Source organism: Dyella lipolytica (genome assembly GCF_030160075.1).
Lineage (GTDB): Bacteria > Pseudomonadota > Gammaproteobacteria > Xanthomonadales > Rhodanobacteraceae > Dyella_B > Dyella_B lipolytica.
This window is the reverse complement of sequence record NZ_BSNQ01000002.1, coordinates 65,287-82,977: the sequence shown is the minus strand read 5'-3', so window position 1 is coordinate 82,977 and position 17,691 is coordinate 65,287. Positions and strand designations below refer to the sequence as shown.

At 61.6% G+C, this 17,691-nt stretch carries 15 protein-coding genes; 11 read left to right on the top strand and 4 right to left on the bottom strand.

The annotated features are described in order from the left end of the window. Positions 1–105: 105 nt before the first annotated feature. Positions 106–915, bottom strand: a complete 810-nt coding sequence (locus tag QQL64_RS00965) for an AraC family transcriptional regulator (protein WP_284395149.1) — start codon at positions 913–915, stop codon at positions 106–108. 270 nt (positions 916–1,185) lie between these two features. Here QQL64_RS00965 and QQL64_RS00960 point away from each other — a divergent pair, with 270 nt between their 5' ends. From QQL64_RS00960 to QQL64_RS00940, 5 genes are all read left to right on the top strand, one after another. Further along, positions 1,186–1,443 carry a hypothetical protein gene (locus QQL64_RS00960; protein WP_284395148.1) on the top strand — a complete coding sequence of 86 codons (258 nt, stop codon included), beginning with the start codon at positions 1,186–1,188 and terminating at the stop codon, positions 1,441–1,443. A gap of 87 nt (positions 1,444–1,530) precedes the next feature. Next, positions 1,531–1,989, top strand: a complete 459-nt coding sequence (locus tag QQL64_RS00955; RefSeq protein ID WP_284395147.1) for a MarR family winged helix-turn-helix transcriptional regulator — start codon at positions 1,531–1,533, stop codon at positions 1,987–1,989. Between the two features lie 30 nt (positions 1,990–2,019). Then, a complete protein-coding gene (locus QQL64_RS00950; protein WP_284395146.1) occupies positions 2,020–3,474 on the top strand; it encodes an efflux transporter outer membrane subunit in 1,455 nt (484 codons plus the stop codon). 9 nt (positions 3,475–3,483) lie between these two features. Beyond that, on the top strand, positions 3,484–4,677 hold the full coding sequence (locus QQL64_RS00945; RefSeq protein ID WP_284395145.1) for an HlyD/EmrA/EmrK family protein: 1,194 nt from the start codon (positions 3,484–3,486) through the stop codon (positions 4,675–4,677). 116 nt (positions 4,678–4,793) lie between these two features. Continuing rightward, on the top strand, positions 4,794–6,314 hold the full coding sequence (locus QQL64_RS00940) for a DHA2 family efflux MFS transporter permease subunit (RefSeq protein ID WP_284395144.1): 1,521 nt from the start codon (positions 4,794–4,796) through the stop codon (positions 6,312–6,314). A 71-nt stretch (positions 6,315–6,385) separates the two neighbouring features. On the opposite strand, the gene QQL64_RS00935 is transcribed toward QQL64_RS00940, so the two are convergent. The 3 genes from QQL64_RS00935 to QQL64_RS00925 form a co-directional block, all read right to left on the bottom strand. Then, entirely contained in the window at positions 6,386–6,907 is a 522-nt protein-coding gene (locus tag QQL64_RS00935) for an acyloxyacyl hydrolase (RefSeq protein ID WP_284395143.1), read from the bottom strand. 214 nt (positions 6,908–7,121) lie between these two features. Next, a complete protein-coding gene (locus QQL64_RS00930) occupies positions 7,122–8,189 on the bottom strand; it encodes a DMT family transporter (protein ID WP_284395142.1) in 1,068 nt (355 codons plus the stop codon). 12 nt (positions 8,190–8,201) lie between these two features. Further along, positions 8,202–9,107, bottom strand: a complete 906-nt coding sequence (locus QQL64_RS00925; RefSeq protein ID WP_284395141.1) for a LysR substrate-binding domain-containing protein — start codon at positions 9,105–9,107, stop codon at positions 8,202–8,204. Between the two features lie 232 nt (positions 9,108–9,339). Here QQL64_RS00925 and QQL64_RS00920 point away from each other — a divergent pair, with 232 nt between their 5' ends. The 6 genes from QQL64_RS00920 to QQL64_RS00895 all read left to right on the top strand — a co-directional run bounded on the left by QQL64_RS00920 (position 9,340) and on the right by QQL64_RS00895 (position 17,561). Then, the gene (locus QQL64_RS00920; RefSeq protein WP_284395140.1) at positions 9,340–12,543 is read left to right on the top strand and encodes an efflux RND transporter permease subunit; all 3,204 of its coding nucleotides are present in this window, start codon (positions 9,340–9,342) and stop codon (positions 12,541–12,543) included. Beyond that, a complete protein-coding gene (locus QQL64_RS00915; protein ID WP_284395139.1) occupies positions 12,533–13,726 on the top strand; it encodes an efflux RND transporter periplasmic adaptor subunit in 1,194 nt (397 codons plus the stop codon). The genes QQL64_RS00920 and QQL64_RS00915 overlap by 11 nt, the downstream gene beginning before the upstream one ends. After that, positions 13,713–15,140, top strand: a complete 1,428-nt coding sequence (locus QQL64_RS00910; RefSeq protein ID WP_284395138.1) for an efflux transporter outer membrane subunit — start codon at positions 13,713–13,715, stop codon at positions 15,138–15,140. Before QQL64_RS00915 ends, QQL64_RS00910 begins: the two co-directional genes overlap by 14 nt. Positions 15,141–15,178: 38 nt before the next feature. Next, positions 15,179–15,361, top strand: a complete 183-nt coding sequence (locus tag QQL64_RS00905; protein ID WP_284395137.1) for a hypothetical protein — start codon at positions 15,179–15,181, stop codon at positions 15,359–15,361. Between the two features lie 186 nt (positions 15,362–15,547). Then, complete coding sequence (locus QQL64_RS00900) at positions 15,548–16,225, top strand: response regulator transcription factor (protein WP_284395136.1); 678 nt, start codon at positions 15,548–15,550, stop codon at positions 16,223–16,225. Beyond that, complete coding sequence (locus tag QQL64_RS00895; RefSeq protein WP_284395134.1) at positions 16,212–17,561, top strand: sensor histidine kinase; 1,350 nt, start codon at positions 16,212–16,214, stop codon at positions 17,559–17,561. The genes QQL64_RS00900 and QQL64_RS00895 overlap by 14 nt, the downstream gene beginning before the upstream one ends. The last annotated feature ends 130 nt before the right edge of the window (positions 17,562–17,691 follow it).

Below are 17,691 nucleotides of genomic sequence, written 5' to 3'. Positions count from 1 at the left end.
GATCATACATAGGGCCCGGTTGCGGCGCGGTAAAGGCCTGCCCTGGCTAGCCGCGGTTTTACATCCTCGGGTGCAGTTGTCTCACGGGGCGAGACGCCCCACCGATCAGGCAGCCCGTTGCCCGAAGTAGCGTGCCGGCGAATGACCGAAGCTGCGCCGGAACATCGCGATAAAGGCGCTGGTGCTGGCATAACCCAGCCCATCGGCCACTGCAGCCACCGGCATGCCGTCGGCGAGCTGCTCGAGCCCCCGGCTGAGCCGCGCCTGCTGGCGCCATTGCGCAAAACTCAGTGCGGTTTCGGCGCGGAACAATCGGCTGAGGCTGCGCGGAGACAGGCCTGCCCACGCAGCCCACTCCTCCAGGCCGCGGTTATCCTGCGGGCGTTCCAGCACGGCGTGGGCGATGCGAAGCAGTCGCCGATCGATCGGCATCGGCAAGTGCAGTGGCTCGTGGGTGGCGTCGCGCATTTCGTCCAGTAGCACGGCCATGACGCGTTCTTGCTGGTCGTCCAGTTTTGCGTTCCAGGTCCAGGAGCTGGCGCGATGCACCAGTTCGCGCATCAGCGAGCTCACGCCGATCACGCAGGGGTGCGCCGGCAAGCAGCTGCTGATCTCCGGCGTCAGGAAAACGCCCCAGCCGCTCATCACGCCGCTGATGGTGACGGTGTGCATTTCACCCGGCGGCATCCAGCCCGCGCGATGCGGCGGCAGCAGCCACGAACCGCGTGCGGTGTGTACATGGACCAGGCCGCTTTCGACGCACCAAAACTGTCCACGCAGATGGCTGTGCCAGTCGTATTGCTGGGTCTCCTGGCTGTACTCGCTGGTCGCTTCGCCTTCATTCCAGTACGCAATAACGGGGGGGCCGTCGGTGGTCTCGATGAAGTCGTAGAACTCTTGCTTGGATCGCGGCATGGCCGGTTCTCGACACTATTTGACCAAATAACGTTATCAGGTTGACACGGGATTTGCCTAAGCTTTCCGGTACCTGGCCGTTACGCCGGGTTCCCCATGCCGCTGCCGCCGCCCGCGGTTCTCCACCCGACACCTGGCCGGTGCTCGCGTGCGCTTGTCCCATGTCACAACCCGAGCGGTTTGTTCGTCCATTTAGAGCGAGACCATTCGTCTAGTAAGTAAGAAGCTCATTCAGAGCCCCATAGCGACGCTGATTCAAAGGATTCCCCCATGTCTCCGATCCAGTTGCTTACCCTGAAATCCGAAGTGTCCAAGTCCCCGCTGGAGACCTTCGTCGCCTGCGCCCATCAGATGCTCGACCCCGCCACGCCGGAGGCCTTACGCCAGGCCATGGAACCCCGGTTGCTGGCGCAGCTGCCCGCGTTGCGGGCGTTGGGTGTGTTCGAACTGTTCGAATTGCGCGACCCGGCCCTGCGCACCTGGCTGGGCGACGAACTGGCCGAACTGACCGCCATGCCCCAGCGATAGCGCAGGGCTGACCATTTGCTGAAACAATAGGTGCGTAAACTATATTTGCCTTGACAAATATTTCGGGAGCAATAGAATAGGGCTCCCATGAATACCGGCCCCTTCATTACCCCTACCAGCCAGGAGAGTCTTGGCGTGTTGCTCGGCCTGGTCCGTGCGGAGTTGGTGCGCTCTCTGGAAGCGGAAATCGCCGCCAAGGGCCTGGATCTGCGCTTCACCCAGTTCCTTATTCTCAAGCGGCTCGCCTTGCTGGGCCCGATGTCGGCAACCGAGCTCGCTCGCGCCGTGGAACTGGATGGTGGCGCCATGACACGCCAGCTCGACCAACTGGAAGGCAAGGGTTATTTACGTCGCCGCCCGCACGAGCAAGATCGCCGCGCCTTGCGCATCGAGCTCACCGACGCCGGCACCGAGTTATGGCAGCAACTGACCGGCTGTAACGAGCGCGTCTTACAAGCAGCCCAGCGTTCCTTGACCGAAACCGAAAGCAAGCACCTGCACGACTACCTGGGGCGCGTGTTGCACGCGCTCCGCGACAAAAACTGACATACCCCTTTACTTCGAGACTTGAAAGCCATGCGTCTGCATATTCTTGCGGCTGCGGTCGGACTGACACTCGCGCTTGCTGGCTGCGCTAGCAGCGGCGGCATTCATCCGAACGGTAGCTCGATCGATCCGTCTTCGCTCAAGGCCGAACGCAGCTTGGCGAACGTGCAGGTGTCCGATGCGGCTTGGCCGAAGGACGATTGGTGGACCGGCCTGGGCGATCCCCAGCTCAATGCGTTGATCGCCGAAGCGCTGCACGATAACCCGAGCCTCGCTGTCGCCGATGCGCGCGCGCGCGCAGCGCAAGCCGAAGCCGGTTCGGCCGACGCAGCGCGTGAGCCGAGCGTCGGTGTGGGCGCCAGCGTGGCCGAAGCACGTATTCCCACGTCCATCCCGGTACTCGGTACCGGACACGTGGCGGCGGCCAAATATGTGTATGGCAGCTTCAAGTGGGATCTGGATTTGTGGGGCGGTCAGCGCGCTGCTTGGGAAGCTGCGCTGGGCCAGCTCCGTGCGGCAGAGGTGGATGCACAGGCCGCGCGCATCGAGCTATCGACCAATATTGCGCGCGCTTATGTGCAACTGGGCTACGCCTATGTGCAACAGGACGTGGCTACGGCCGAACTAAAGCGCGCCACCGAAGCGCGCGATTTGACGCGTCAGCGTGTCGCCGCCGGTATCGACAACCAAATACAGCTTAAGCAGAGCGATTCGGAAGTCGCCAGCGCGGAAGGGCAGACGGCGCTGGCCGATCGCTCCATCGACGCTGCGCGTTCGGCCTTGTCTGTACTGCTCGGCAAGGGCCCGGATCGCGGGTTGGATATCGGCCGGCCGCAATTGCTGACGCCGACTGCGTTGACTGTGCCGACCGATGTGCCGGTGGAGCTGGTCGGTCATCGAGCCGATCTGGTTGCAGCGCGCTGGCGTGTCGAAGCTGCGAGCAAAGACATCAAGTCGGCCAAGACCGAGTTCCTGCCGAACGTGAATATCGGCGCGATGGTCGGCCTGGTCGGCTTGGGTGGCGGCAATCTCTTCAAGCTGCCGAACCGCTTCTACGAAGTGGCGCCGGCGATCAGCCTGCCGATCTTCGACGGCGGCCGCCGCCGCGCGAACCTCAGCGGCAAGGATGCACAGTACGACATGGCCGTCGCGCAGTACAACCAGACGCTGGTGTCGGCAGTGAACGAAGTGTCCGACGACTACGATGCGCTGAATTCCGTGAAGCAACAGATCGACGCGCAGCAACGCGCGCTCGATGCTGCCAGCGATGCATGGAAACTCTCCGAGCAGCGTTACAAATCGGGCATCGGCAGTTACCTGGAAGCACTCAGCGTGCGTCAGGAACTGCTGGCGGCCGAGCAGCGCATGGCCACGCTGCATGCGCAACAAACGGATCTCAACGTACAACTGATCCAGGCACTCGGCGGCGGCTTCCGTCCGCAGGCCGATGCTGAACTTTCTTCCAATAATTCCAATCGTTCCTGAGGCAGCCCCATGTCCAGCCCGAATCCCAATACCGCCGACAGCTCGGTTGTGCAGGCGCCTCCGGCCAACAACCGGCGCAGCTTCCTGCTGCGTTTGCTCGCCGTCGTCATCGTGCTCGCCGTCATCGCATGGACGGTGTGGTACTTCCTTGAAGGCCGCTGGTACGAAAGTACCGACGACGCTTACGTCAATGGCAACATCGTGCAGATCACGCCACGCATCGCCGGTACCGTCATCAGCATCGGTGCCGATGACGGCGACCTGGTGAAGCAGGGCGACGTGATGGTGAAGCTCGACAAGTCGGACGCCGATGTCGGACTGCAGAGTGCCGCCGCGAATCTCGCCAACACCGTGCGCAAAGTGCGCGGCCTGTACAGCACCGTGACCGGTGCGCAAGCGCAGGTCGCCGTGGAGAAGGTAGCGTTGCAAAAGGCGCAAGCCGACTACAACCGCCGCCGTGATCTGGCCAAGAGCGGTGCGATCTCCTCGGAAGAGTTGTCGCATGCGCTGGATGCGTTGACCGCCGCGCAGAGTGCGTTGACGACCTCCGAGCAGCAACTGCAGACGAACAAGGTGCTGGTGGACGACACCATCGTTGCCTCGCACCCCGATGTGAAAGCTGCCGCCGCGCAGTACCGCGCCGCGTATCTTGACGATGTGCGCACCGTGATGGTCGCGCCGGTGACCGGCTACGTGGCCAAGCGCACGGTGCAGGTGGGCCAGCGCGTGCAGCCGGGCGCAGCGTTGATGGCGGTCGTGCCGCTGCACGAGGTGTGGATAGATGCCAACTTCAAGGAAACGCAGCTCACCCATATGCGCATCGGCCAGTCGGTGGAAATTTCCTCCGACGTCTATGGCAGCTCGGTGAAGTACAAGGGCCAGGTGGAGAGCCTGGGCGTAGGCACGGGTAGCGCGTTCTCGCTGCTGCCGGCGCAGAACGCCACCGGCAACTGGATCAAGATCGTGCAGCGTATTCCGGTGCGCGTCGTGTTCACCGATCCGACACAGTTCGATAAGTATCCGCTGCGCATCGGCATGTCGCTCGATACCGTAGTGAACCTGCACGATCAGAACGGCCCGGCGCTGTCGCAGACGCCGCGCACCGAAGCGCGTTTCAGCACCGACGTCTATCAGCAGCAATTGGTCAACGCCGACCAGCAGATCGAGCAGATCATTCACGCGAACATGGCGGGACAGCATTGATGGGCTAGGGATGAGCAAGCGGGTCACGGGCGCATGGATGAGCGCTTTAGCAGGCCCGCAGCACATTCCTCATCACGGCAACGTTTGCAGCGCATCATCATCTAGATCCGGATCTCATGAGCACCCACTTCCGTCCACCCAACCTGGTTCTTGCGACGATCGGTCTGTCGCTGGCCACGTTCATGCAGGTGCTGGACACCACGATCGCCAACGTGTCGCTGCCGACCATCGCCGGCAACCTCGGCGTGAGTCAGGATCAGAGCACCTGGGTGATCACCTCTTTCGCGGTGAGCAACGCCATCGCGCTGCCGCTCACCGGCTTCCTCACCCGTCGCTTCGGCGAGGTGAAGTTGTTCGTGTGGGCGACCATTCTGTTTTCGATGGCCTCGTTTTTATGTGGCATCGCTCAAAGCATGGGCATGCTGATCGGTTTCCGTGCCCTGCAGGGCGCGGTGGCCGGTCCGATGTATCCGATCACGCAGGCGTTGCTGATCTCGATCTATCCACCCGCCAAACGAAGCATGGCGCTCGCGTTGTTGGCGATGGTGACCGTGGTGGCGCCGATCGCCGGCCCCATCCTCGGCGGCTGGATTACCGACAATTATTCCTGGCCGTGGATCTTCTTCATCAACGTGCCGATCGGCATTTTTGCCAGCATGGTGGTGGCCAATCAGATGCGTCTGCGCGAAGTGGTCACCCAGATGCCGAAAATCGACTATGTGGGTTTGATCACCCTGGTCATCGGCGTCGGCGCGCTGCAGGTGGTGCTGGACAAGGGCAATGACGAGGACTGGTTCAACTCCACGTTCATCGTGATCACCTCGATCGTCTCGGCCATCGCGATCCTGATCTTCCTGATCTGGGAGTTGACCGACAAAGATCCGATCGTGGATCTCAAACTGTTCCGGCACCGCAACTTCCGCATGGGCACGATTGCGCTGGTGTTGGCGTACGCGGCGTTCTTCGCCATTGGCCTGCTCGTGCCGCAATGGTTGCAGCTGAATCTGGGCTACACCGCGACCTGGGCAGGTTTGGCGACGGCGCCGCTGGGCGTGATACCGGTGTTGCTTACCTTCATGGTGGGCAAATACGCGACACGATTCGATCTGCGTCTACTGACCAGCGGTGCCTTCGTGGTGATGGGCGTGACCTGCTTCCTGCGCTCGAATTTCTATATCGGAATCGACTTCGAACATGTTGCCCTGGTGCAGCTGCTGCAAGGTCTTGGCGTGGCGTTCTTCTTCATGCCGGTCACCACGATCCTGTTGTCGGACCTGCAGCCTCATGAAATCGCCGCGGGCGGTGGCCTGGCCACGTTCCTCCGCACTATGGGCGCCAGTTTCGCCGCATCGCTCACCACCTTCCTGTGGCAGCATCGCGGCATCCTGCATCACGCGCATTTGACTGAGCAGATCACGCCTTACAATCCCGACGTGCAACAAGCGATAGCGCAGACAGGTAATTCGCAGGCGGCAGTTGCCGTGTTGAACCAAACCATCACGCTGCAAGGTCTCCAGATTTCTTTCAATGAAGTCTTCCACATGCTGGGCTGGATCTTCCTGTCCCTGATCGTGGTGATCTGGATGGCAAAGCCGCCGTTTGCGGCCAAAGCCGGCGCCGGCGGTGGTGGACACTGAAACGTTGGCAGCTTCGCAAATAACAACGGCCCCATCGGGGCCGTTGTTTTGAGTGAAGCAGAAAGCTCGAATCAGAACGCGATGCCGACCAGCGCCATCGTTTCGCCGCGATTGGGTTCGTGGAAGCCGCCGTTGGAGATGTGACGCACCTCGACGCTCCAATGATTGCCCTGGTAGCCGACCGTGGTGGCGAACTCATACACACTGCTAAGCGCCTCGGTGCGACCTGTGTGCACGGTCGGCTGGAAGCTCAAGAACAACGGCTGATACCACGAACCGGCCGGCCCGTAGTGGAAGCGCACACCGCCTGAAACCAAGCCGATATCGTCGCGCGTGGTGTAACGGTAGTGGTTGTAGCGCGCAAGATCGCGACCTTCGATCCAGCCAGCGGTGACGTCGGGCGCCCAGGTGAAATTGCTGCTGCCGATCTGGTTCGCATCGAAGATCACTTCGCCGAATGCCGCGTTGGTGCCGTAGTTATCCATGTAGCTACGTCCAACTTGCAGTTCAAAACGTGCGGCCATAGCGGGCAGGGCTGGTAAAGCAAACATCAAGACAGCTGCCACGCCGCGGGTGAGAGGATGAATGCGCATTCGAGTACCTATGCGGATAGGGAATTTATTGTTTATGTACTCTTAAGTTTACTAATGTTTGGGGACTATGGCTAGCCACTTTTGAGTCATTTCCTGCAACTCGCTGTTGCTTGGAAAGGAGTACGCACGAGACGCGTTATATGGTGGGGAAAACCTGACACGCAAGGCTAGATCCGCGTCCGCGGATGCAAATAAACGGTGCCTTACGGGTGCCTTACGGATGCGGGTGGCGGTGGTGCAGATCCGGATAGTGCGGATGGCTGTGGCACAGCGGCTCGTGGGTGTGCGGATGGGTGTGGGGTTCCTTGCCGTCCCAGGGGAAATCGTGGTCGTGCTGATGATGCTCGTCGTGACGGTGGCGATGGTTGTGGGTCAGCGCCTCGTGCACGTGTTCATGCTCATGGCGTTCGCTGACGTGCAGCCATACACCGAGCAGCATCAAAGCACCCGCGAGCCAAAAAATCAGACCGGGATGTTCTGCGAAAAGCAGTAGGGACACGCACGCGCCGAGAAACGGCGCGGTGGAAAAATAGGCGCTGGTGCGCGCGGTGCCGAGCGAGCGCAGCGCCAGCACAAACAGCACGAGGCTTACGCCGTAACCGACAAACCCCAGCAATCCCGCAGCCACCAGCATGGAAGGGGCAGGGAAGCGATAACCCATCGTCAGTGCAATCAGCATATTGATGCAGCCGGCCACGCTGCCTTTGATGGCGGTGATCTGCAACGGATCGCTCCCCGAGATCGGCCGCGTAAAGTTGTTGTCGATCGCCCAGCATAGACAGGCACCCACGATCGCCAGCGCGCCTAGAGCAGAAGCGCCATAACCGGTCGGCTGCACCGACAGCAGCACGCCGCCGGCAACGATCGCCAGCATGCCCAGCAGGATGCGGCTGTCCACGTTTTCGCGAAATACGACCCAGGCCAGCGCAGCCGTAAGCACGCTTTCCATATTCAATAGCAACGACGCGCTGGAAGCGGGCGTATGTGTCAAACCGAACATCAGCAACAGTGGGCCGAGTACGCCGCCGAACAGCACGGCACCGGCCAGCCAGGGCAGGTCGCGCCGCACCAGCGGCGCCTCGTTCGACGCAGACGACCGGCGCCGCCACAGCATCCACAACATCAATCCGATGCCGGATCCGCCGTACAGCAAACCGGCAAGCATCCCTGGTGCGACAGTACCCAGCAGCAGTTTGGCCAAAGGCGTGCTGATCCCGAACAGGCCGGCAGCGGCCAGCGCCTGCAGAATGCCTTTGGAATGGCTGCGCCCGATCTCGTTCACATCACGCAACTTTCATTTTTTGGAAGCAAGACACTGCGCAATCTCCAGGAAGGCGCGCACCATCGGATCCTCGCCATTGCGGTAGATCGCCCACACGGCCGTAGCGGCCTCCATGCCTATCACTGGACGATACACCACGTTCTCCACCGTCATTCTCTGCACCGAGCCTGGCAATACGGCGACACCGAAGCCGCCGGAGATCAACCCGATGATGGTGGGAAGCTCGCGAACTTCATAAAGAATATGCGGATTGAATCCAGCCTTGGTGCATAACGCGATCACTTCGTCGTAGAGGCGCACCGCCAGGTTTCGCTGGTAGAAGATGAAATCTTCGTGCGCCAGTTCGGCGACATCGATCGGCCCGGGGATCGCTGCCAGCGGATTGCTGGAATGCATCACCACCGTCAGTGAGTCCTTGAACAGCTCGATGGACTTAATGCTGTCGGGCAGAGCATCCGGCCGGATCACGCCGACATCGAGTACTCCCTGTTCCAGCGCTTCGATCTGCTGCGAAGTCGCCATCTCGTGAATCACCAGGCGCACGTCGGGAAGGCGTTCGCGGAATCGCGCCAGCACGCGAGGCACCACAAAGGTGAACGGCCCGGACGACATCAGGCCCAGATGCAGCTCGCCCAGCTCACCGCGCTGCGAACGTGCCACCGATTCGGCAGCGCGCTCGGCTTGGATGAGTATGCCGCGTGCCCGCGGCAACAATGCGCTACCGGCGTTGCTCAGCACGATACCGCGGCCTTTGCGCTCGAACAGTTTGACGCCCAGGCGCAGCTCCAGCGCATGAATCTGCTGGCTGAGCGGCGGCTGCGAGATGCCAAGACGCTCCGCTGCGCGCCCGAAATGCAGTTCGTCGGCCACCGTCACGAAATATTTCAGGTGCCGCAGCTCCAGGTATTCATTCGTCATACGTATCGAGCCATTCGCGGTACTGTATCGATCTTAGCAAGTCGCACAACTAAGCTCCGCTATCGGCTGACGCCTTCCCCATGCGTCGGCCGACTTGTCATAAGCGGTTGTTGCATATAAGCGGAGCATGCGGCCGCTACCCCGGTTGCACCCAGAGCTTGGTTCGCTACATGGATGCCATCGAGCGGCATGCGACCTGGATTCTCCGTCCCCAATCCCTGGAGTCGTCCACATGTTGAGGATTGTACGGCTTGCGCTGGAGCGGCCTTATACATTCGTCGTTCTTGCGCTGCTGATCCTGATCGTCGGACCGCTGGCGGCGTTGCGCACGCCTACCGATATCTTCCCGGATATCAAGATTCCGGTGATCGCCGTGGTGTGGCAGTACACCGGCCTGCCGCCGGACCAGATGGCGGGGCGCATCGCCTCGCCGTTCGAGCGCGTGCTGACCACCACCGTCAACGACGTGGAACATATCGAGGCCAAATCGATCAATGGCTTCGGCATCATCAAGATCTTCTTTCAACCCACCGTCAACATCGCGACAGCCAACGCGCAGGTGACGGCGGTGTCGCAAACGCTGCTCAAGCAGCTGCCGCCCGGCATCACGCCGCCGTTGATCCTCAACTACAACGCCTCGACCGTGCCGATTCTGCAGCTGGCGCTGTCGGGCGATGGGCTGAGCGAACAGAATCTTGGCGATCTGGCTCTGAATATTTTGCGCCCGCAGCTGGTGTCGGTACCTGGCGCGGCCATTCCTTATCCGTACGGCGGCAAGACGCGTCAGGTGCAGATCGATGTGGACTCCGCCGCGCTGCAAGCGCGCGGCCTGTCCGCGCAGGACGTGGCCAACGCATTGGCGGCGCAGAACCTGATCATTCCGGTCGGCACGCAGAAGATCGGCAAGTTCGAATACACCTTGAACCTCAACAACTCGCCGGCCGACATCGACGAACTGGGCAACCTGCCGATCAAGGACGTCAACGGCACCACCATCTATATCCGCGACGTGGCGCATGTGCGCGACGGCGCGCCACCGCAGACCAACATCGTGCACGTGGACGGCCACCGCTCGGTGTTGCTCACGGTGCTGAAGAACGGCTCGGCCTCGACGCTCGCCATCGTGGCGGGTATCAAGCAGCGTTTAGCCGACAGCCGCGGCATCCTGCCGGACAACTTGAAGGTGGCGCCGATCGGCGACCAGTCGTTATTCGTGCGTGCGGCGATCACCGGTGTGGCGCGCGAAGGCGTGATTGCCGCGGCGCTTACCAGCCTGATGATTTTGCTGTTTCTCGGGAGCTGGCGTTCGACGGTGATCATTGCGGTGTCGATCCCGCTCGCCATTCTCGGTGCCATCGCGCTGCTTTCAGCATTCGGCGAAACGCTCAACATCATGACGCTCGGCGGCCTGGCGCTGGCGGTGGGCATCCTGGTGGACGACGCCACGGTGACCATCGAGAACATCAACTGGCATTTGGAACACGGCAAGGATGTAGAAACGTCGATCATGGACGGCGCGCGCCAGATCGTGACGCCGGCCTTCGTCTCGCTGCTGTGCATCTGTATCGTGTTCGTGCCGATGTTCTTCCTCGACGGTGTCGCGCGCTTCTTGTTCGTGCCGATGGCCGAAGCGGTGATGTTCGCCATGATCTGCTCCTTCATCCTCTCGCGCACCCTGGTGCCGACGATGGCGAAGTATCTGTTGAAGCCGCACGCGCCGCATGTGGGCGAACACGGTACGAATGACGTGCCGCCGTCGTCGCGCAATCCACTGGTACGTTTCCAGCGCGCATTCGAGGCGCGCTTCGAGCGCATTCGCGCGACGTATCACGGCGTGCTCGAACTGGCGCTGGGCCACCGCAAACCGTTCGTGATCGGCTTTCTCGCGTTTGTGCTGGTGTCGTTCCTGCTGGTGCCCTTCCTGGGCCGCAACTTCTTCCCGGATGTGGACGGCGGGCAGATCCTGATGCACGTGCGTGCACAGGTTGGCACGCGCGTGGAGGATACCGCCAACCTGTTTAACAGCATCGAGAAGACGGTGCGGCAGGTGATTCCCGCCAACGAACTGGGCACGGTGGTGGACAACATCGGCCTGTCGAACAGCGGTATCAACACCACTTATAACAACACTGGTCTGGTTGGCGAGCAGGATGGCGATATCCAGATCGCGCTCACCGAAGGCCATCGTCCGACCGCCGAGTACGTGCGCAAGCTACGCGAATTGCTGCCACGCGACTATCCCGGTGTCACCTTCTCGTTCCCGCCGGCGGATATCGTCAGCCAGATTCTCAACTTCGGTGCGCCGGCACCGGTCGATCTACAGATTCGCGGCCCCAATCTCGCCGCCAACTTTGCTTACGCCAATACCTTGCTGGGACGGATCAAGCTCATCCCCGGCGTCGTCGATGCGCGTATTCAGGAGTCGCAAGCCAACCCTGGCTTCGACATCAATGTCGATCGCACGCAAGCGCAGCTGCTGGGCATTACCGAGCGCGATATCACCAACAGCCTGGTGGTGAACCTTGCCGGTTCCAGTCAGGTGGCGCCGACGTTCTGGCTGAATCCGAAGAATGGCGTTTCGTATCCGATCGTCTTGCAGACCCCGCAATACGCCCTCGACAGCCTGGCAACCTTGCGCAACCTGCCAGTGAACAGCAGCAACAGTCAGGCGCAAGTACTGGGCGGTCTAGTGACTCTGAAGCGGCAAACCACCAATGCCGTAGTCGATCAATACGACATCCAGTCGGTCGTGCAGATCTATGCCGCCACGCAAGGCCGCGACCTCGGCGCCGTAGCAACCGATGTGCAGAAGCTGATCAATGCAACCACCGACCAGCAGCCCAAAGGTTCGCATGTCGTGTTGCTCGGTCAGGTGCAAACCATGAACAGCGCCTTTGGCGGCCTGCTGTTCGGTCTGCTCGGTGCGGTGGTGCTGATCTACCTGCTGATCGTGGTGAACTTCCAGTCGTGGAGCGATCCGTTCGTGATCATTACCGCGCTCCCTGCCGCACTCGCCGGCATCGTGTGGATGTTGTTCGCCACGCATACGCCGTTGTCGGTGCCCGCCTTGACGGGCGCGATCATGTGCATGGGCGTGGCGACGGCCAACTCGATTCTGGTCGTGAGCTTCTGCCGCGAGCGCCTGGCCGAACACGGCAATGCCGCCGTGGCCGCACTCGAAGCGGGCTTCACGCGCTTTCGTCCCGTCTGCATGACGGCACTGGCCATGATCATCGGCATGGCGCCGATGGCCTTGGGCCTGGGCGAGGGCGGTGAACAAAACGCTCCGCTCGGCCGCGCGGTGATCGGCGGCCTCATTTTCGCTACGGGCGCCACGCTGCTGTTTGTGCCCGTGGTGTTCAGCATCGTCCATGCGCGTCACAGCCATGCCCCGAAAGAAGCCAACGCTTCCGGAGAACCAAGCTATGTCGTCTGAAGTCATTACTACTCACTCCACTCAGAAGCCGTCGAAGCACGGATTGCGTCTGACCGGGCTCGTCGTTGGCGTCGTGCTGGTCGCTGTCGTGGTGATCGGCCTGATCACTCGCGCGACGCAGGCGAGCAGCCTGAAAACCTGGACTAACGAGCAGGCCGTACCTACGGTCAGTGTGATCGTTCCCGAGCCCGGCAAAACTGGTCCGGTGCTGGATCTGCCCGGGCGTCTGGAAGCGTTCACGCGCGCGCCGATCTACGCGCAAGTCAGCGGGTATCTGAAAGAGTGGAAGACCGATATCGGTGCGCCGGTGAAAGCCGGTCAGCTGCTCGGTGAAATTTCCACGCCGGAAATCGACCAGCAACTGTTGCAGGCGCGCGCCGATCTCGCCAGCGCCAAGGCCAACGCCGATCTCGCCGGGATTACTGCCAAGCGTTGGCAGGCGATGCTGGGCAGCGACTCCGTTGCGCAGCAAGACGTGGACCAACGCAGTGGCGATTACGCTGCCAAAGTGGCGTTGATGAAAGCTGCGCAAGCCAATGTCGATCGTCTCGTAGCGACCAAAGCATTCGCGCGCATCGTGGCACCGTTCGATGGCGTGGTCACGGCGCGCGATACCGACGTCGGCGCCTTGATCAACTCGGGCGGCGGCACCGGCCCAGAATTATTCGTGGTCTCGGACGTTCACAAGTTGCGCGTGTACGTGCAGGTGCCACAGAGCTACGGTCCATCCATCCATCCGGGCAGCGATGCCGTGCTAGTGGTACCGGAATATCCGGGGCGCGAATTCCACGCGCAGGTCGTCGCTTCGGCCAACGCCGTCAACGCCACCTCCGGCACGACGCTTGTGCAACTGCTGGTCGACAACACTGACAACAAACTAATACCAGGCAGCTTCGCCCACGTGCATTTCAACTTGCCGGTCGATGCCGCCGCATTGCGCGTGCCCGCCAGCTCGTTGATTTTCGACAATGCCGGGTTGCGCGTGGCCACGGTGGGCACGGGCGACAAAGTCGCCTTCAAGAACGTCAGCATTTTGTACGACTACGGCAAGACGGTCGAAATCGGTTCCGGCCTAACCGCGGGAGACCGTGTGATCGACAGCCCGCCCGACGGCATCAAGGACGGCGATGCTGTGAAGATCGCGAGCCAGGACACGGCGGCCAAGCCACATGAAAAAGCTTGAGTTAGCTCTCACTGTTGCTGTCGCTGCGGTGCTCGGCGGTTGTTCGCTGGCACCCGCGTACAAACCGCCGGCGACGCCCGTGGCGCAAGCCTATCGGGATGTCGGGCCGTGGGTCGCGGCGCAGCCGTCGGATCAACTGCCGCGCAATAACTGGTGGCAGCTCTACGGCGACGCCGAGCTTGATGCGCTGCAGACGAAACTGCTCGCGAACAATGCCGACCTTGCCGCCGCGTTGGCGCATTACACGCAAGCGCAGGCTTTCAGTAACGAGGCGCGCTCCGAACTGTTCCCGCAAGTGGGACTTGGCGCCAGCGCGCAGCGCCAGCGGCAATCCGATACCGCGCCGCCGCTGCGCAATCCTGCTGCACCCGCTGACTACAACACCTACACGGTCGGTGTGCAGGCCAGCTACGAAGTCGATCTATGGGGGCGCGTGCGCAATACGGTCGAAGCTGGTCGTGACAATGCGCTGGCTGCCGAAGCAGATCTCGCTTCTGCACAACTCAGCCTGCAAGCGCAGCTCGCAGATAGCTACATGCAGTTGCGCGGCCTCGATCAACAGATCGCACTGTTGCAGCAGACCATCCAAGCTTACGAGAGAGCATTGAAGCTAACGGAGACCCTGCATGCTGGTGGCATCGTCTCGGGTCTAGACGTATCTCGCGCCAAGACGCAGCTGTCCGATGCGCGCTCGCAGTGGTCGCAGACCGTCGCGCAACGCACCTTGATGCAAGACGCCATCGCCGTACTGGTCGGCGAAAATGCGTCCAACTTCAGCCTGCCCGAACAAACCGCCGCGATATCCGTGCCAGCGGTTCCACTCGCTGTGCCCTCGGCGTTGTTACAGCGCCGCCCCGATGTGGCAGCTGCGGAACGTCGCGTCGCCGCCGCCAATGCAGGCATCGGTGTGGCGCGCGCTGCATGGTTTCCGTCACTCACGCTCAATGCGCAGGGTGGTTACCAGAGCACCGGTTGGGCCAATTTGCTTACCGCGCCGAATCGGATCTGGGCGATCGGTCCCATGCTTGCCGCGGACCTGTTCGATGGTGGCTACCGCAAGGCCACCATCGTCGTGGCCAAGGCCCAGACAGACGAGGCCGGTGCCACTTACCGCGGCGTGGTACTAGGTGCGTTCCAACAGGTGCAGGACAACCTCGCATTGCTCGATCACTTGGGCACCGCCAGCACCGATCAGAAAGACGCATCGGATGCCGCACAACACGCGCTGGATCTGTCGATGACGCAATACAAGCACGGTGCGGTGAGCTATCTCGACGTCGTGCAGGCGCAAACCGTGGCGCTGCAGGAACAGCGCGGGTTGCTGCAACTGGATACCCAGCGGTTGCGCGCTAGCGTGCAGCTGATCCGTGCCCTCGGCGGCGGTTGGTCGTCGGACCAGCTTGCGCGCCGGTGAGACTCATGCGGAAATAGGTGAAACACCGAGGACCGCGCATGACCACGAAGCCCGTTGCGGACGTCAGCATCAACAAGGATGGAAGTTCCGACGTGCCGGCTTCCCCGGGCACCATGCATCGCCCGCATCATAGCGACCAGGACATGGCCGACATCGCGGCCCACGATGAAGTGCAGCACGACGCTGCACTGCGCGATTCGGCGCTGCGCACCCCGCGCTAAGACGCCCGAACCCATTCAGGACCGACGTCACATCACCGATCGTCGGCCGGCGATTCGCCCTATCTGTCATCAGATTGCCGCATAGCCGGGGCGAAACTCCGCGATACGCCGTGCGACATCCGGCTCTCGTGGCCGGCTGGACGATAGACGGCGGTCCTGATTGTCCCGGTCATGGCGGGAGGGCGCATGAAGATCCTGGTGGTGGAAGATGATGTCGAAACCGCGAGTTACCTGAAGACCAGCCTATCTGGCGCCGAGCACTACGTGGAATGCGCGCCCGACGGTTCTGCCGGCTGGAATATGGCCACGACGCGGGAATACGACTTGCTGGTCGTCGACCGCATGCTGCCGCATACGGATGGCATTTCCCTGATCCGGAATCTGCGCGCGAGGGGAAAGCAGATGCCCGTGCTGATGCTCTCGGCATTGGGCGAGGCCGACTCGCGTGTCGAGGGTCTCGATGCAGGCGCGGACGATTACCTCGGAAAGCCGTTCGCCATCAACGAACTCAAGGCGCGCGTCGGCGCGTTGGCGCGGCGACCGCCCATGGCGGAGCCACGCACCAGGCTGAGCGTGGGTGATCTGCATATGGATCTGATTGCTCGCGAAGTATGTCGCGGGGAGCACGTCATCGAGCTGCAACCGCGCGAATTTCGTCTGCTCGAATACTTGATGATGCAAGCCGGCAAAGTGGTGACGCGCTCGATGCTGTTGGAGCATGTCTGGGAATTCAATTTCGATCCGCAGACCAGCTTGGTCGAAACGCATATCAGCCGGCTACGCGCAAAAATCGATCGCGGCTATGGCATGGCACTGCTGCACACCGTGCGCGGGACAGGATATTGCCTGCGTGCGCCCGATTAATTTTCTGCAAACCGCAACGTTTCGCATGGCGGTGTTGCAGGCCATGCTTTTCGCCGTGATCGTCGCGGCGCTATTTGGCTTTGTATGGCGTGAGATTCACGAGTACGTGGCAGACCAGCTGCTCAACGCAGTGAAAGTGGAGACTGCCAGCCTGCTCGGTGCGGCGCATGCCGGTACGCTCGAGCCGCAGATACGCGAGCGCCTCGAGGTCCCGCAGGAAGGCGACGACTATTACCTTCTTTCCGATGCGGACGGGAGTCACATCGCCGGTAATCTGATTTATCGTCCGCAGGTCGAAGGTTGGCAGCGTGTGCCGATCAGCGGTGCCTATGGCCGGCACAAAGGACATGCGAATCAGGTCGATCTCTATGTCAGCCGACTCGACGGCGGAAAATGGTTGACCGTGGGGCGTGATAACCGCGACATCGGCGAGCTCGACGAAGATCTCTCGCGTTTCTTCTTCTTCAGCGTCGGCATAGCGATGCTCTTTGCCTTGTTGTCGGGCGGCATCGCCGGCCACATCTTCGTCAAATCGGTGGACCGCCTCAGTGCGCGCGCCGAGCGTATCGTCGCTGGCGAGGAATCCGGGCCTTTGCGGCTGGAGCGGGGCAGCGCCGAGTTTGTACGGCTTGCGGGACGCCTCAACCGCATCCTGGAGCGAATGCATGCGCTGATGGAAAACATGCGCCAGGTTTCCAACGATATAGCGCACGACCTGCGCACACCACTGACGCGATTACGCCAGCGATTGGAAACGGCAGCCACCATCGAGCAGGAGCCGGTCAGGCAGCGTATCGCCATCGAACAATCGATCGCCGAAGTCGATGGCGTGCTCGCGACTTTCGCCGCGCTGCTGCGTATTTCGCGCATCCAGGCGCGGGAACGGCAAGCAGGTTTTGCGCCAGTGGACCTATCCGAACTGTTTGCGTCGATGGCCGATACCTATGGCCCGGTGGCCGAAGATACGGGGCATTCCGTTAGCGCACGCGTGCAGCCCGGGCTTGCGTTCAAGGGAGATCGCGCGCTGCTGACGCAGATGTTGTCCAATCTCATCGAAAACGCGATTCATCACACGCCGGTGGGAACGCGTATCACGCTGTCACTCATTAACACCATCGAGGGCGTGATCGGCTGTGTCGAAGATAGCGGTCCAGGCATACCGACGGGCGAACGCCAACGCGTCTTTCAACGCTTCGTACGCTTGGACAGCAGTCGCACATCGCCCGGCAGCGGCCTGGGACTGGCATTGGTAGCGGCTATTGCCGATCTCCATCGCATACCGATCGTCCTGTTCGACCGCAGGCCGGGCCTGGCGATCGAGATGCGATTTACTTAGGGACGACACCCCACCGACGGCGGTGCGCCGCCGCCCACGAAGAAAGCTTACCGATTCGTATAGCAGCTGCATTCTCGCTGTCATCCCCTGCGCCTAGTTTCGATGGAGTACGCGCGGCATCGAGAACCTT

Excerpts from the sequence above, each read along its gene's own strand:
- QQL64_RS00965 (WP_284395149.1), bottom strand. The coding sequence starts at position 915 with ATGCCGCGATCCAAGCAAGAGTTCTACGACTTCATCGAGACCACCGAC.
- QQL64_RS00960 (WP_284395148.1), top strand. The coding sequence starts at position 1,186 with ATGTCTCCGATCCAGTTGCTTACCCTGAAATCCGAAGTGTCCAAGTCC.
- QQL64_RS00955 (WP_284395147.1), top strand. The coding sequence starts at position 1,531 with ATGAATACCGGCCCCTTCATTACCCCTACCAGCCAGGAGAGTCTTGGC.
- QQL64_RS00950 (WP_284395146.1), top strand. The coding sequence starts at position 2,020 with ATGCGTCTGCATATTCTTGCGGCTGCGGTCGGACTGACACTCGCGCTT.
- QQL64_RS00945 (WP_284395145.1), top strand. The coding sequence starts at position 3,484 with ATGTCCAGCCCGAATCCCAATACCGCCGACAGCTCGGTTGTGCAGGCG.
- QQL64_RS00940 (WP_284395144.1), top strand. The coding sequence starts at position 4,794 with ATGAGCACCCACTTCCGTCCACCCAACCTGGTTCTTGCGACGATCGGT.
- QQL64_RS00935 (WP_284395143.1), bottom strand. The coding sequence starts at position 6,907 with ATGCGCATTCATCCTCTCACCCGCGGCGTGGCAGCTGTCTTGATGTTT.
- QQL64_RS00925 (WP_284395141.1), bottom strand. The coding sequence starts at position 9,107 with ATGACGAATGAATACCTGGAGCTGCGGCACCTGAAATATTTCGTGACG.
- QQL64_RS00920 (WP_284395140.1), top strand. The coding sequence starts at position 9,340 with ATGTTGAGGATTGTACGGCTTGCGCTGGAGCGGCCTTATACATTCGTC.
- QQL64_RS00915 (WP_284395139.1), top strand. The coding sequence starts at position 12,533 with ATGTCGTCTGAAGTCATTACTACTCACTCCACTCAGAAGCCGTCGAAG.
- QQL64_RS00910 (WP_284395138.1), top strand. The coding sequence starts at position 13,713 with ATGAAAAAGCTTGAGTTAGCTCTCACTGTTGCTGTCGCTGCGGTGCTC.
- QQL64_RS00905 (WP_284395137.1), top strand. The coding sequence starts at position 15,179 with ATGACCACGAAGCCCGTTGCGGACGTCAGCATCAACAAGGATGGAAGT.
- QQL64_RS00900 (WP_284395136.1), top strand. The coding sequence starts at position 15,548 with ATGAAGATCCTGGTGGTGGAAGATGATGTCGAAACCGCGAGTTACCTG.